This is a genomic window from Pseudomonas sp. S3_G06 (genome assembly GCF_054667565.1).
Map to the genome: position 1 here is coordinate 2,457,324 of NZ_CP162738.1, position 15,312 is coordinate 2,472,635.

Genomic DNA, 15,312 nt, shown 5'->3' on the forward strand with positions numbered 1-15,312 from the left:
CTGATTAAAGTTTGAATTCCTTGGTCAGTTTGTTCAGCGACGCGGCCAATTGCGACAGCTCCGCCGATGCGACTGCGGTCTGTTTCGATCCCTCAGCGGTTTCACACGAAAGGTCGCGAATGCTGATCAGGCTGCGATCCACTTCACGCGCAACCTGAGCCTGCTCTTCTGCAGCGGTTGCCATCAGCAGGTTTCGCTCGTTGATGAGATTCAGCGAGCCAGTGATGTCGGTCAACACTTCGCCGGCGATATTGGCCATTTCGAGCGTTCTCTCGGCCTGAGCGCGGGTGTGGCTCATGGAGGAAACTGCGCGGCTGGTGCCCGACTGAATGGAGCTGACCATGGACTCGATGTCCTCGGTCGACTTCTGAGTACGCTGCGCCAGCCCTCTCACCTCATCGGCAACCACGGCAAAACCGCGACCCGCCTCCCCCGCCCGCGCTGCTTCGATCGCTGCGTTCAAGGCAAGCAGATTGGTTTGTTCGGCAACCTCTCGGATAACGTCCAGCACGCTGCTGATATCGCTCGCCATGGTCGATAGCGCCTGCACCTCAGCCGAGGTGCTGTGCACGCTGGACACCATCAGGTTGATTGCGGCGACCGTGTCGCTGACCTGACTTCGACCGGCAATGGCTGCCGCACTTGATTCCGACGTCAGCTGCGAGGTCGATGCGGCGTTGTCTGCAACCTGCTCCACCGCTGCACTCATTTCAGTGACGGCGGTGGCGGCCATTTCGATTTCATGGCTCTGACGTTGAGTGATACGCGAGATATCTTCAGTGACGCCGTGCATGACCTCCGAGGTCTCGGCCAACTGCGTGGACGAATCACGGATCATGATCAAGGCATCTCGCAGACTGGTTTGCATCGCCGCCAATGACGACAGCATTTGCGCCGCCTCATCGGAGCCATCCAGCGCAATGGTTTCGCTCAGATCATTGGCGGCGATGCATTCGGCCACCCTTAGCGAGCCTGCAATGGGTACCGTCAGGCTGCGGGTATACAACACGGCCAGGGCCAACGAAGCACCGATCGCGATGAGAATGAACACACTGACGATCAACAGCGTGTGCTCATAGACATTGTCGGCCTGCTTGCCCGCCTCATAAGCTTCTATCTCGTTGAGAGCAATCAACTTCTTGAGCGCGACCTGTACGCCATCCGACGCCGCACGCATCTGATTCCTGGACAGCGCAATGGCCGCTTCAAGCTGCCCGTTCGCCACTGTTTCAAGGTATTGATCTTGCGCCTGATCGTTGACCTTCTGTGCTTTGGCAAACTCCTCGAATGCCTCGCGCCCGGCGTCAGTCGCCAACAGGTCAATGAGCGCACGCTGATGATTTTTGATCATCTGACGCGACTGCTGGATGTCAATCAGGGCCTGCGCTTTGCGCTCACTCGTTTCAATGGGATTGCGCAAGCGAGCGTTGTTGCCCTTGATTTCGACGAACTCTCGATCGAGTTGGCCGAGCAGCTTGATACTCGGCACGATCGTCGTCTCGACGTACGTTTCTGCCTTGTTGAGCAAGTCGACTTGCTGCAGAGCGATCAATCCGATCGCGATAATCATGAGACAGAACAAGCCGAAACACAGCGCCGAACGCGGCGCGAGATTGAGTTTACGAAGCAGCATGATGCCTTACCTTAGAGTGTATTCAAGACAATGGGGTAAACGAGTGGGCAGCAGAGCGGCGCTGCGGTATAGCGCCTCGGCGCATACCTGGATCAACGCGGGAAGGTGCGGTAGCTAGCGGTTGGCGCACGGAGAGAGTGTGGAGTTGGTCGAGGCCGGCTCCGCAATTTCCTTGAGCGCCGGATCGGCCAGCATCAGAAAATCTGCCAGTCGCGGCAGATTGATTTTCGAGACCAGGCGCATCCAGCGTTGCGGATGCGGGTTGAAGAAGGTCTTCGACCACTGGTGATCATCGTTGGGATTGAAAATCAGCAGATGACGAATCAGCGGGTTTTCCCCGAAAAAGTCGAGCGGATCCATCGCCATTTCGCTGAGCAACTCAGCATTGACGACGACCAGGCTCAACCGTTGAGGGCAGTAATACGTCAGTATTTTCAGGTCACGATAAGTGCAAACGTTCAAGACGCTGAGACAGCCCAGCTTGTTGAACTGCTGTTCGATTGACAGACCTCTGCGCACATCGCTATCGGCGATCAGGATCCGCAAGGATCGACTGCGGTTATTTTCAAGAAACATCGGACACCTTTGGCAGCTCCATTCTTCCTTTCAAGAAAATAACCAAGGGCCAACCTGCCTGATATGAGACTTGTCTCAAAAATGAACGCAGGGATAGATGATAAAAAGCCACACCTTGACGACAGCCCACGCGATCGGCGCATGGTCTGGCTCAGAAAGTGTTGAAGGAGGGATTTTGCAACGCAGGGGAGTGGCGACAAGCCAGAAGCGCGGGACGGTTCTGTGCGAACCAGACAATTCTCATTATTAACGCCCCTTTTTGTCAGTAACCTTGAAACAAGGGGCGCAGACTCATTCTTTCCAAGCCATCAAGGCAGCGTCATCGTCACTACGTAATTACCGCTCGTTATCTGGTGACCCTTGTTGTCCGTGAGCAGCAAGCGCTGGTCGTAATAATCGTCCTGCTCATGAGTATCGGCAATCACCTTCACAAACACCTGCTGGCGCGACTCACCTCGCCCTGCCGCACTGACGTTGTTCACGGTAAAAATCTGCCCGGTGCTTGCCTGGGGGCAATCAAGCAACTCGACAGAAGAATGGCTGGCGCCACTGGCAATGCAACTTGCCTCGACAATTCGACCGCTGAAGCGAATCACTCCGCTGACCGGCGCAGACTGGGCTGCGCTGACGGTGTCAAAACCGAGCAGGCAAAGGCAGGCAATCAATAAAGGAAGTCGAATGATCATCGCGAAACTCCATGGTTATTAACCAAGGTATCGCCCGCTGCAAAATGATCTTTAACGTCAGCTTCATTGCAAGGTCAGTCGGATGGTCATGAGCCGATACGTTTACAGCTCGATCCGTTTGATTTTCTTGATCAGATCAGCCTGTGCATGCTCCAGCTTCAATGCACTGCGATTGAGGTCCAGCGGATCGATAACAGGCGCCTCGCACTCGGCCTCAAGCTCGTTACACGCCTCAATGACCTGATGCTCGGCAACAATGCGCGCCGCCCCCTTGATGCGGTGCGCCAGGTCAGCCAACAGCCCGGGATCGCTTTCGGGTATTAGCGAATGCAACTCCTCCAGATCCTTTTCGCAACTCGACAGCGCCTCGCGCAGAAGTTCTTTCATCATGTCGAGATCGCCCCCGGTGAGCTCGTCAAGACGCTCGCGAATCGAGCCCAGCTCCTTGATAGTCGCCGCAGGCGGGCTTTCAAATGGCTGGGTTTCAACATTTTTTTCCCAGCCTGCAAGCATGATCGACAAGGTGCCGAGACTGATCGGTTTGAACAGGCAATCATCCATCCCGGCCTCCCGGCATTTCACTTTTTCTTCCGGCTGCGCGTTGGCCGTGAAGCCCAGTACGATGCACGGCGATCCACCACTTTCGCGTTCGTCCTGGCGAATGGTGCGGGCCAGCTCATAGCCGTTCATGACCGGCATGTTGCAGTCCGTGATCACAATGTCGAACGGCTCCGAGCGCCACAGCGCCAATGCCTGGGCACCGTCGGCGGCATCACGCACCGCCTGGCCAAGGAAACTCAGCTGCTGCGTCAACAGCAGGCGGTTGGCGCTCTGGTCATCGACTACGAGAATCCTGAGTGTCGGTACCGGTTTGTCCTGAACAACCGAAACAGGCAGCACTTTGCCGCCAAGCGGGCTGAGAATATTGAAGAACAGCGACACTTCCAGGCAGGTGCCTTTGCCAAGCGTACTGGTAATGTTCAGCCGCCCGCCCATCAATTCGCACAATGAACGGGAGATCGCCAGTCCCAGACCGGTGCCGCCTCTGCTGGAGGGACCATGATTGGCTTGGGAAAACGGCTGGAACAGATTCTGCAGATCGGCGCTGGAAATGCCGATACCGGTGTCCTCGACCTTGAGGTCGACCTGTAAGCGTTCGTCAGCGAGACGTTGGCCGCGAATCGAGACGCTGACATGACCGGTGTCGGTAAACTTGATCGCGTTGCCCACCAGGTTCGAGAGCACCTGCTGGAAGCGCATCGGATCAACCAATACGTCACAGCCGACAGTGGCGTCGATGTCGAGCTTCAGCACCAGACTCTTCTGCCTGGCCAAGCCGTCGAACACCCGCGCCACGGATTCGACCAATTCGCGCAGGTTGGCACGTTTCGGCGAAAGGCTGACATGGCCCGATTCGATGCGTACCACATCGAGGATATCGCCGATCAGTTCCAGCAGACCTTTTGCCGAGTCGTATGCCACTTCAATCGCCGGCCGATCGAAGTGTCCCTGCTCGGCACGCTTGAGGGTAAGTTCGAGCATGCCGATCACGGCGCTCATCGGCGTACGGATTTCGTGGCTCATGGTCGCCAGGAAGGTGGTTTTGGCGCGGCTCGACTCGTCAGCCAGCTCTTTCGCCGAACGCAACTCCTCGATCAGTTCACGGCGTTCGCTGATATCGATCCAGCCGCAGATCACGCCTCTGACTTCACCCGCCGTGTCGTGATACGGCTGGATCCAGTGGTAAATGATCAGCCGCGTATCACCGACATGCAGCGTGCGATCCACCTCGTAAGGTTCGTCCTGCTCGATGACGCGCAGGTAGTCGTCGTGAAATTGCAACGCCTCCTGACGATTGCGCTTGCCGCTTTCGAGCACGGTCTTGCCGATCACGTCCTTTTCCAGCAGGCCAAATGTTTGCAGATAATTATTATTGCAGGTGACAAGCCGACCTTCACGATCACGTACGTAGATGGGATGCGGCGTGCCGTTGATCAACGCGCCCATGAACTTCAACTGATCGCCCAACAAGCGCTCTGCCCGGCTGCGTTCGCGGATCTGCCGGCGAATATAGAAATTCCACGCCAGCGATCCCAGGATAATCAGGAACGCGCCAGCGCTGATCTGGTAGATCAGCGCCTTGTAATCGCGCCACGACAAACCCGAAAACGCTGCAATGGGACGCCACCTGTTGAGAATTACGTCCAGCTCATCCGGCGGAATGCTCAGCAGCGCCTTGTTCAGAATGCTGACCAGTTCGGTATCGGCACGCCGCGCGGCGAAAGCGAGGAAGCCTTTGTTCATGCCGACGATGTTGGAGATACGCAAGCTGTCGCTGTAGATGTGGGCGATGTAGTAGCGCGCACTGTGCAACGTGGTAATCATCGCGTCCGCTCGACCGTCCTTCACGTCAGCCAAGGCGCCCAGAACTGTTTCGTTATCAACGATCTCGATGTCGGGGTAGTCCTTGAGCAGCTCACGCTCAGCCGAACTTTCGGGCACTGCGACGCGCTTGCCGCGCAGCTCCTGCAGGCTTGAAGGCGCGCCTGCGTCCTTGGTGGTGACGATCACAAAGGGGCTGGCAAGGAACGGATGAGTGAAACGCATGCCGACTTCCCGCGAGACGGTTGGCGTCAGCAGCGAGATATCGGCACTGCCATCCAGCAGACGCGTACTCAGGCTGGAAAAACTGTCAGTGCGTTCTACGTTGATCTGCAAACCGGTACGCCGTTGAATCAGCTCCAGCAGATCAGCACCGATCCCGCCAAAATTGCCATCGCCATCAAAGAACGCAAACGGTGCCTGATCGTCATTGATCACGAACCGCGCGACCGGATGCAGCTCAAGCCAACGTGCTTCGCCGGGTGTCAGGTCAATGCGTTTGGGCGTCAGCGCCCCGCCGCCGCCCGACCAGCGCTTGGTAATTTCGGCAATCTTCGCATCACCCAGCGACTCGAGGGTCGAATCGATCAGACGCAGCAATTGGTCGTTGCCCCGGCGCAAGGCAAAGCTGAAACCGCTGGTTTGGGTTTTGACGAAAGAGTGCAGCCGCACATAGTTGAAGTAGTTGAGGTTGATCAGGTAATTGCTCGACACCGTATCGCCGAGAAACAGGTCGACCTTGCCAAAAGCCAGCGCAGCCAGTGCCAACTCGTTCGATGGAAAAAGCACGAATTCGGCGTTGGGGTATAACGCGTGTAATTGACTGGAAGGCAGGTAATCGTCGGCAACCGCAATACGCAAACCGGCCAGATTGGCCGGCATCGGTCGTCGATCATCGCCGCGCATGAACATCGCCGGCACGTCTTCGACATAAGGGTTGCTGAGCGTGACGAGGCCATCGATCAATTCGAAACTGTTGGAACTGCCCAACATGTCAATGTCACCGCGCTCAAGTGCGGCCATGGCGTCACGCCGGTCAGGGTAAGCCTTGACGGTAATCTCAACATGCAGTGCCTGACCGATAATGCAGGCGATATCGGCGGCAATCCCCTCATAGCGCGTACCGCTGGCGGTCATGACATAAGGCGGGAAATCCGGAAGCGCAGAACCCAATATCAGGCTGCGCTTTTGCCGCAGCCAACTCCAGTCTTCATTGGCCAGATCGACTTGCAGCTCCTTGCAGTCCGAGCGACCGAACACCTGCAAGGTGCGCGGCTCTGCTGCCAATAACACACCACTACTGAATACGAAAAGCACACTGATTAGCAAAACACCGCGCAACAGATGAAACATAAGCGTGTTATCCCTGGTTGTCGGCTGTCAGGCTGTGCTGCAACTTGAACAGCTCTGCGTCACCACGAATGCCAAGCTTTTTGAAAGCGGCCTGTTTTTGCCCACTGATGGTTTTGCGACTGCGCGAGAACTTCAATGCAATCTGCGTCACCCCCATCCCCTCGAGACAACAGCGCAAGACTTCTTTCTCTTTAGGTGACAGCAGAGGATTACTGAGGAAATCGTCGCTGTGCGCCGCGCTCTCGTCTTTGGCACCGGCGGGTTCTTCGATCGATGCTGGCAACACGTCAAGCTCAAAGGCCATGGTGGGAGACAGGTACAACTGGCCGGACGCTGCACAGCGAATGGCAGTAATCAGGTCATCGACCGACTGTGACTTGCCGAAGAATCCACTGACGCCCGCCCCGACCGCCATGTTCACCACTGCCGGGCGCTCTTCTGAGGAAGAGACGAGGATGCGCATGCCCGGATATTGCTTGCGCAGCAGGCGGATCAGATTGAGCCCGTCCAGCTCCCCATCGTGCAGTTTGTAATCGAGTATCAGCAGGTCAATGTCGATTTCGCGCAATCCGGCGAGCAACTGCGCGCTGCTGCCATACACACCTACGACACTGAACTCGGCTTCGCGCGTCAGCCGCGACTTCATCGCCAGACGTATGAGCGAGTGATCATCAAGGATGGCAACGCGTAACGGATTCACGACTGACCAATGCATGAACAGCTCCATGATGAAGAGTGTTGGAGGACCATCAGCACTTGGCAACCGCAGCAAATCCCGGGCATCACCGAAGCATTCAGGTGCATCTGATTGATTTCTCGGCACATGATGAGTGTTTTGAAGGCGTGACGAAATAGGGCTTTGTCCCAAAAGTCAGAATGCCGTTTGCATCAACGATCGGATGTGCCTATTGCGCGGCGCCAGGATGACTTCTGACCCTCGAAACGCCAGTCGACCAAATGCGCCCAATTCATAGGGCGAGCATAGAAGAAGCCCTGCCCCCACTGACAACCAAGCCGCGCCAGATGCTGAACCTGATCTGCGGTTTCAATACCCTCTGCCACCACGCGCATGTCCAATTCCCGCGCCAGGGCCAACGCCCCGTGGATGACCGCGCTGTAGCGCGCCTGATGGAAATTCTGCACGAAGCCGGCGTCGAGTTTGATTTCGTTGAACGGCATCTGGCACAGCCGCTCAAGTGAAGAATAGCCGACACCGAAATCATCGATTGCCAGACTGAAGCCGAGCATGCGCAGACGCACCATGTTTTCCATGCTGATCTCGGGCATCTGCAGCAGGCCGGTTTCCGTGAGCTCGAAAATGAGCCCAGCTGGCGAGGCGCCATGGATGCGCAACAGCGCCTTGATCCGGTCGACAAGATTCGGATTGGCCATCTGCGTCACGTCGAGATTGAACGCCAGCTTGAACGGCTTGCCGTGAGACTGGACGAAGCGCTGCAGACTCAAGCCTTGCGTGAGCAGGCTGAAAAACATTTCATCGAGCAGCCCGCAGCGCTCGATCGTCGGCAAGAACATGCCTGGCGAGAGCAAGCCGCGACTGGGGCTCTGCCATCGCACCAGCACCTCGGCGCCATCCACCTCACCACTGCGCAGATGAAACTTGGGCTGGAAATAGGCGCGAAATTCCTGACGGCGTATCGCTTCGAGCACTTCGTTCTCCGAAGGCTGATCGAGATGATTTTCCACCACTTTGGCATCGCCCGGAGTGTGCGGCCGATAACGCGCCAACAATGGCCCCAGCACATCAACCATCAGAGGCTTGCCGACACTGCCAAGCAATTCCAGCCCCTGCAACGTGACAATCCGGTCAACCGTGCGCAACAAATCTTCAGGCAGTGAACTGCAGATGATCACTGCACGAATCAAACCGGCCTCTCTCGCCAGGCGCAAGAACGTCAAACCATCCATCCCGGCCATGCTCAAGTCACACAATGCAACGTCCACGCCTCCAGCCTGGGATATCACAGCCAGCGCATCCTTGCCGTCAGCCGCCTGAAAGATATTTTTGTACCCCAGACTATTAAGCGCACTGACTGCCGCCGTGCGCTGAAAGGCGTGATCTTCCAAGACCAATATACGAAGCGTGTTCACAAACCTGGAACCTCTTTCTATCAGTCGTTAATAGCGAAAGTCTGAATAATCTTTCAAGCAGGACGCCCGCTCACAAACTTTGCGTTGACTGAGAATTTCTGCATCCGCGAATACTAGCCAGACAAAGACCGCACGACTTTGAGAATTGTCTCATTTGGTTCGCTGCACCATTACCGCAAATATAAATACGCCACGGCCATATTACTGACTGGCTCGCACCTTTATCGCTTTAAGACAAATCCCAAAGACCCGCCACCACCGCACACCTAATATGGCCTGGCATTTCAATGCAGCACTTCACAATAACTTCGGATATAAACATGAAAAAGTTCGCTTTCGCAGTACTCACTCTTTCCGTACTGGCTGCCTCCACTGGTGCAGTGGCTGAAGAAGCCGCCAAAGCTGTCAAGGGCGGCAGCGGTCAAATCAGCTTCACCGGCGTTATCAATAACGACGCTTGCTCGGTAGATGGCGCCTTGGGTAACGACAAGATGATTGCCGTGGACATGGGCAGCGTGTCGATCAAAGACATGGGCACCGACTCCGCTCCGGGCGCCGGTCGTGTGGCCGCCAACGATTTCAACCTGAAAGTGAACTGCAACGCTGGCACCAAGGTTTCGATGCTGTTCAAACCAACCGTAAACGGCGGTTCGGGCCTGGTTGATGGCAAGAAAGTTCTCAAGCTACAGGGTGCAGACGCGGCCAAAGGCGTTGGTATCGCACTGCTGGACAGCAATGGCCAGTTGATCGACCTGAGCTCCGAAGCCACTGCCAAAGTGCAGACCAACCTGACTGGCGACGCAACCACAGGCGGTGACGGCACCCTGTCGTTCGCAGCCGCTTACGTCACCACCGGCGACAAGACCACCGCTACTGCCGGTACCGGTAACGCCACTCTGCCGTTCGTTCTCGAATACGAATAAGCAGCCCGCAATACCTGGACGGGGCCGCTGTGCCTCGTCCTTCCCGACCAGATTAATCGGTGAAATCTATGTTAAGTCGCTACTTTCCGCTTTGCCTGGGGCTTGCCGGGGTGTTGATGACGCACTCGGCATTCGCCAGCATCTCCTTGAGCTCCACCCGGATTATCTTCGATGGCGCGCACAAAGAGGCGAATGTCACCGTGCGCAACGGCGGACAAACCATTCTGGCGCAATCGTGGCTGGATGCCGGCGACACGGCTGGCAGCGCACCGCCTTTCGCAGTTACTCCACCACTGGCCAAACTTGAGCCCAATCAACAGCAATTACTGAGGATTCTTTATGAAGGCCGCGGCATGCCTGCGGACAAGGAGTCGGTGGTATGGCTGAACGTGCAGGAAATCCCCCAGGCCAGTGCTGCCGATGTCAACACGCTGCAATTGGCGGTACGTCAGCGTATCAAGGTCTTCTTCCGCCCGGACGGACTCACCGGTGATGCCGCAAAGGCACCGGAGCAACTTGCATGGCAATTGGTCACTCAGGCTGGCAAGTCGGTGCTGAAAGTAAAAAACCAAAGCAACTACCACGTGTCGCTGGCCGATCTGAAAGTCGTTGCAGGGAAAAAAGCGGAATTGGTAATTGATTCGACAATGATCGTTCCAGGGGAAGTTCGCTCATTCAATCTGAAAGATCTGCCAGCTGGTACTTCGCATTTGAGTTTTTCAGCAATTAACGATTACGGCGCACAACAACGATTCGATGCACCACTAAGCGTTGCCGAAAGCCATGCCGAGCGCGTGAAAGATGCCTCCGCCCAGTAAATCCCCCGCCCCACCCTGCCAACTTACAAGCTATTCACAAGTTCCGGACTCCGGTTGAAGCAACACGGACTGATAAGGCAAATTGCATGTTTTCCTCCCAACACCACACATCTGAAAGTTGTGTTAAGCATCATGTTGCGCGCCAGAAAAACAAAGCGGCGTTGGGCTGCCTGCATCCATTGTGCTTTGCTATCAACATGGCCATTTGCGGATTCGCCGTGGGCGCCGAAGCCCCGGCCGCAGTGGCGAGTGAATCTTTCAATACGCTGTTCCTTGAAGGTTCATCGGCGGTCGATCTGCAACCGTTGCTGAATGCCAACAGCGTCTTGCCAGGCCAATACCGCGTCGACGTGTTCAGCAACGGCACGCTGGTCGGGCGTCGCGATATCGATTTCGCGGCCAACCCGGTCAACGGCAAAGTCGAGCCACGCATCACCCTGGAACTGTTGCAGCAGCTGGGTGTGGACATGCGAAAACTGCGTGAGCAGGGTCTGGTTGACGAGCAACACCCTGCCGATCACTACGACCTGCCTGCAATGATCGAGCAAGCGAGTCTCAATTTCGATGCCAACCGCCTGCGCCTCAATATCAGTGTGCCGCAGGTCGCCATGGCGCGTGGCATGCGCGGCTATGTAGATCCAGAGCTTTGGGACCAAGGTGTGGCCGCCGGTTTCATCAACTACCAGCTGAGCAGCACCCGCAGCAAAACCGATTACACCACGCAAATCTCCAATAACCTGGGGCTGCGCAACGGCATCAACTTTGGCGCCTGGCGTCTGCGCAACGAGTCCAATCTGAGCAGCTCCACCGGCCGACCCAATCGTTTTGTCAGCAACCGCACATTCATCCAGCGCGACCTCACGGCGATCAAGGGGCAACTGAGCGCGGGTGAAATCTTTTCCGATTCGGATCTGTTCGACAGCGTGCGCTACCAAGGCGTCAAGATCGCTTCTGATGAAGGCATGCGTGCAGACAGTGAGCGCGGTTATGCACCGATCATTCGTGGCGTGGCGGAAACCAATGCGAAGATCGAGGTCCGCCAGGACAACTACATTCTCTACACCACCAATGTACCGCCGGGTCCGTTCGAGATCAGTGATATCTACCCATCGGGCTCCAACGGTGACCTGGAGATCACCATTGTCGAAGCGGATGGTCGGCGCAAGGTAACCCGGCAGGCGTTCTCCGCCCTGCCGACGATGGTGCGTGAGGGGCAACTGAAGTACAGCCTGTCGAGCGGCAAGTTCAACAACAACAGCGAGGGCTATGACAAACCGGCTTTCCTTGGGGGCACTTTCGCCTACGGCTTGACCAGCAATCTGACGGGCATTGCCGGCATTCAGGCGAGCAACGGCTTCAAGGCGCTGTCCATCGGTGCGGCGAAGAATACCTCGATTGGCGCGATGTCCCTGGACGTTACGCAATCGTCCAGCAAAGCATTCGGCAAAACCACCCAGGGCAGCAGCGTACGCGCGCTCTATGCAAAGACCTTCACCGGTACCGATACCAGCTTCACCCTCGCCGCCTATCGTTATTCGACCGAGGGTTACCGCACGCTGACCGACCATGTGCAGGACACCAGCGCCGGCGCTACGCGGCGCGCGGGCAATGCCAAAACCCGTACCGACCTCACGGTCAACCAGACCCTTGGCGAAGCGCGCCAGTTCGGCTCGCTGTATTTGAATGCCAGTGACCAGCGCTATTGGGATCGCGGTGGCTCGCGCAGCTTTTCCGCCGGCTACAACAACAATTGGCGCGACCTGAACTACAACATCAGCCTGAGCAAAACCCAGGAATTCGGCGCACGCGGTGACACCAGCAACGACACGCAATTAAGCGTTTCAATTTCGTTCCCGCTCGGATCGACACCACGCGCACCGCGTGCCTACGTTTCCAGTAACCATCAGAACGCCGGTACCAGCACGCAAGCCGGGATCAATGGTTATCTGACCGAGGACAGCGACACCTACTATTCCGTGCAGACCGGGCGCAGCGTCCAGGGCGAGCGCTCTGGCTCGCTCAGTTTGAGTACCCGTACGTCGATGGGCGATCTGGGCTTTGGCTACAACCGAGGCAGCGGCTATGAGTCGCAGAACCTGAGTGCGGCCGGATCGATCGTGGCTCATGCCGGCGGCATCAATATGGGCCAGACCGTCGGTGAAACGTTCGGCCTGGTGGAAGTCCCCGGCATGTCGGGCGTCGAAGTCAGCAGCTATTCGGGTGTGAAAACCGGCCTGAACGGCTATGCGGTTCTGCCTAACGCGCAACCGTACCGCGTGAACTGGGTAACGCTGGACACGCGTAACCTGGGCGGTGAGATCGAGCTGGACAATGCCACCCAGCAACTGGTGCCAAGACGAGGTTCGGTGGTTCTTGCACGCTTCGAAGGCAGCAAAGGCAGACGCGTCCAGTTTGAACTGTACGATGTCAACGGCCAGCCGATTCCATTCGGCGCGGTGCTGTTGGATAGCGACGGCAAACAACTGGCATTGTCAGATCCGACGGGCAAGGCCCTGGCGCTGGTGACCAAAGATCACGGTGTCATCACCATCAAATGGCAGGGCAAAAGCTGCCCCGTGCCATACAAGCTGCCGGAAAAGGTCGAAGGTTTGAACTACGAGCAATATCGGCTGGCTTGCTCTTCGAGCGCGAAGTAGACCGACCGCGAGCTTGTCACCCTACGCCCCCTCAACCAAAACTCAGCCCTGATGATTCAGGGCTTTTCAATGCGCACAGTTTGGACATTGCCGTCATCAATAACATCGGAGTTTGCAAAACAGCTGCAATGACCAGGCAATCACTCCCAAGGCGCCGGTGACCACGCTTCCACCAGCCTGTCGATAAACAGCCGAATCTTCGGCGACAGGTGTCGCTTGCTCGGATAAATCACCCGGATCGGCTCGGCAGCCTCGGCGTACTCTGCGAGCAACTGCACGAGCTTGCCACTGCGCAGGTCATCGTTGACCACATAGGATGGCAATGTCGCGATACCGAGGCCGGCCGCAGTCGCCTGATGCAAGGCTTCGGCGCTGTCCATTTGCAGCCGTCCGGCATGAATGACCGGCACAGGCTGACCATTGACGCGAAAATTCCACGCCAGCAATCGGCCGCCGCTGACGAAGTGCAGGCACGCATGCCCGGCCAGATCTTCGGGTGTCTGCGGTGCCGGATGTTCTTTCAGATAATCGGGCGAGGCACAGGTGATCATTTGCTGGTAAGCCACCGTGCGCGTGAGTAGTCCGGAGTCTTCCTTGGGCGGACCGATGCGAATCGCCAGATCGAAACCCTCGTCGATCAGGTCGACCAGCCGATCGGAAAACGTCGCGTCGATGGCGAGCGACGGCCAGTCTCTCAAGCAGCGCTCGATGTGCTGCACAACGTGCAGCCGGCCCAGTGCTACCGGCAGGCTCATGCGCAAGCGGCCGCTGGGCGTCGAACGGCGGAACGCCAAAGCCTCTTCGACCTCGTCCAGATCCTGCAAGATGCCCACACATCGCTCATACAGCACCCGACCATCGTCGGTCAGGCTCAGGCTGCGGGTGGTGCGGTTGAGCAGGCGGACCTGCAGACGCGATTCGAGCCGCACGATCGATTTACCGACGGCCGAGCGGGTCAGCCCGAGTTGCCTGGCCGCCGCCGTAAAACTTCCGGTATCCACCGAGGCGACGAAGGCGGCGATGTCGTTCAGGTTATGCAGTTCCATGAGGCCTCCGGGTTTGGCATTCAAGCGGCTTGGCACCGGTTATGGGGAACCCTATTCCCCAATCATGAGCATAACATCTCGATTAGTTAAGCCATCACTAACGAGGTCATATGAACACTGAAGTAAAAGCAGCCGTGCAAACCTGGGCCAACAGCCTCAGCGATCTGGTGCCCGTGCTGAAGGGTATCGATACCACCACTAAGATGAGCGACATCCGCGATGCCTACGCAAAAATGCTCGGGCAGAATCAACCACCGGCTGGCGTGAGATTTGAAGCAGTCGACATGGGCGGCGTGCCCGCTACGCTGGTGACTCCGGATTAACTCAAGACCGACGCGGTGCTGATGTACATCCACGGCGGTGCCTACATCGTCGGTCGACCTGACGGCTACCACGGCATCGGCGGCAACTACGCAAAAATGCTCGGCGCGCGGGTGTACATGCCGGATTACCGCCTCGCACCCGAGCATCAGTTCCCCGCCTCCATCGATGACACTTTGCGCGCCTATAAGTGGTTGCTTGAGCAGAACATCGCCGCCAGCAAGATTGCCTTCGCAGGCGAGTCGGCGGGTGGCGCGATGGTGGTCAGCGTGATGGTCGCGGCAAAATCCAAAGGCTTGCCCTTGCCCGCAGTGGGCTCTTCAATCTCGCCTTGGGCCAACCTCGAACACACCGGCGCCTCCATGAGCAATCGTGAAGGCCTTGACCCGCTAAACTCCAAGCCCGTGCTGGATATCCTCGCGCGAGCCTTTCTCGGCGACACCTTGGCCAACCATCCGCTGGCGTCGCCGGTGTTCGCCGACGTCACCGGACTGCCACCGATTCTGGTACAGATCGGCGAAAACGAACTGATGCTCAGTGACGCCATGCGTCTGGCCAATCACCTGGCGGACAACCGCGTCCGAGTCAATCTTGAAGTGTGGCCCGGCATGTTTCACGCCTGGCATTTCTACGCAGGCATGCTGGCCGAGGGGCAGCAGGCGCTGGAGAGTTCGGTGCGGTTTATCGAGGCGGGATTGACTGAGGCTAATCGCTGACCAAACTGCGTCCGCTGCTGATCGGGGACACTTGTCGCTGTATAGCTCGGCGCCTTGGCGGTATGGTGATTTGCCGACCGCCGAGGAACCGT

Annotated in this window: 10 protein-coding genes and 1 pseudogene; 4 read left to right on the forward strand and 7 right to left on the reverse strand. The window is 57.2% G+C overall.

The window, feature by feature from the left end:
* Positions 1–4 precede the first annotated feature (4 nt).
* The 6 genes from AB4N47_RS10990 to AB4N47_RS11015 form a co-directional block, all read right to left on the reverse strand.
* Complete coding sequence (locus tag AB4N47_RS10990) at positions 5–1,633, reverse strand: methyl-accepting chemotaxis protein (protein ID WP_073474635.1); 1,629 nt, start codon at positions 1,631–1,633, stop codon at positions 5–7.
* Between the two features lie 114 nt (positions 1,634–1,747).
* On the reverse strand, positions 1,748–2,209 hold the full coding sequence (locus tag AB4N47_RS10995; protein ID WP_252885945.1) for a hypothetical protein: 462 nt from the start codon (positions 2,207–2,209) through the stop codon (positions 1,748–1,750).
* A gap of 308 nt (positions 2,210–2,517) precedes the next feature.
* Positions 2,518–2,895 (reverse strand): type 1 fimbrial protein, encoded by a 378-nt coding sequence (locus AB4N47_RS11000; protein WP_341637640.1) that lies wholly within the window; start codon positions 2,893–2,895, stop codon positions 2,518–2,520.
* Between the two features lie 102 nt (positions 2,896–2,997).
* Positions 2,998–6,630 carry a transporter substrate-binding domain-containing protein gene (locus tag AB4N47_RS11005; RefSeq protein ID WP_445941196.1) on the reverse strand — a complete coding sequence of 1,211 codons (3,633 nt, stop codon included), beginning with the start codon at positions 6,628–6,630 and terminating at the stop codon, positions 2,998–3,000.
* Positions 6,631–6,637: 7 nt separating this feature from the next.
* Positions 6,638–7,345, reverse strand: a complete 708-nt coding sequence (locus tag AB4N47_RS11010; RefSeq protein WP_016774579.1) for a response regulator transcription factor — start codon at positions 7,343–7,345, stop codon at positions 6,638–6,640.
* A gap of 173 nt (positions 7,346–7,518) precedes the next feature.
* Entirely contained in the window at positions 7,519–8,739 is a 1,221-nt protein-coding gene (locus AB4N47_RS11015) for an EAL domain-containing response regulator (protein ID WP_341637642.1), read from the reverse strand.
* A gap of 320 nt (positions 8,740–9,059) precedes the next feature.
* Between AB4N47_RS11015 and AB4N47_RS11020 the strand changes: the two genes are divergently transcribed.
* The 3 genes from AB4N47_RS11020 (at position 9,060) to AB4N47_RS11030 (ending at position 13,137) form a co-directional block, all read left to right on the forward strand.
* Positions 9,060–9,662 carry a fimbrial protein gene (locus tag AB4N47_RS11020; protein WP_101159472.1) on the forward strand — a complete coding sequence of 201 codons (603 nt, stop codon included), beginning with the start codon at positions 9,060–9,062 and terminating at the stop codon, positions 9,660–9,662.
* A gap of 68 nt (positions 9,663–9,730) precedes the next feature.
* Entirely contained in the window at positions 9,731–10,480 is a 750-nt protein-coding gene (locus tag AB4N47_RS11025; RefSeq protein WP_041478776.1) for a fimbrial biogenesis chaperone, read from the forward strand.
* A 197-nt stretch (positions 10,481–10,677) separates the two neighbouring features.
* Positions 10,678–13,137 (forward strand): fimbria/pilus outer membrane usher protein, encoded by a 2,460-nt coding sequence (locus tag AB4N47_RS11030; protein WP_264365186.1) that lies wholly within the window; start codon positions 10,678–10,680, stop codon positions 13,135–13,137.
* 140 nt (positions 13,138–13,277) lie between these two features.
* Here AB4N47_RS11030 and AB4N47_RS11035 read toward each other — a convergent pair whose 3' ends face one another.
* On the reverse strand, positions 13,278–14,183 hold the full coding sequence (locus AB4N47_RS11035; RefSeq protein WP_341637643.1) for a LysR family transcriptional regulator: 906 nt from the start codon (positions 14,181–14,183) through the stop codon (positions 13,278–13,280).
* Positions 14,184–14,293: 110 nt separating this feature from the next.
* Here AB4N47_RS11035 and AB4N47_RS11040 point away from each other — a divergent pair.
* Positions 14,294–15,220 (forward strand): annotated as a pseudogene (locus AB4N47_RS11040) (alpha/beta hydrolase).
* The last annotated feature ends 92 nt before the right edge of the window (positions 15,221–15,312 follow it).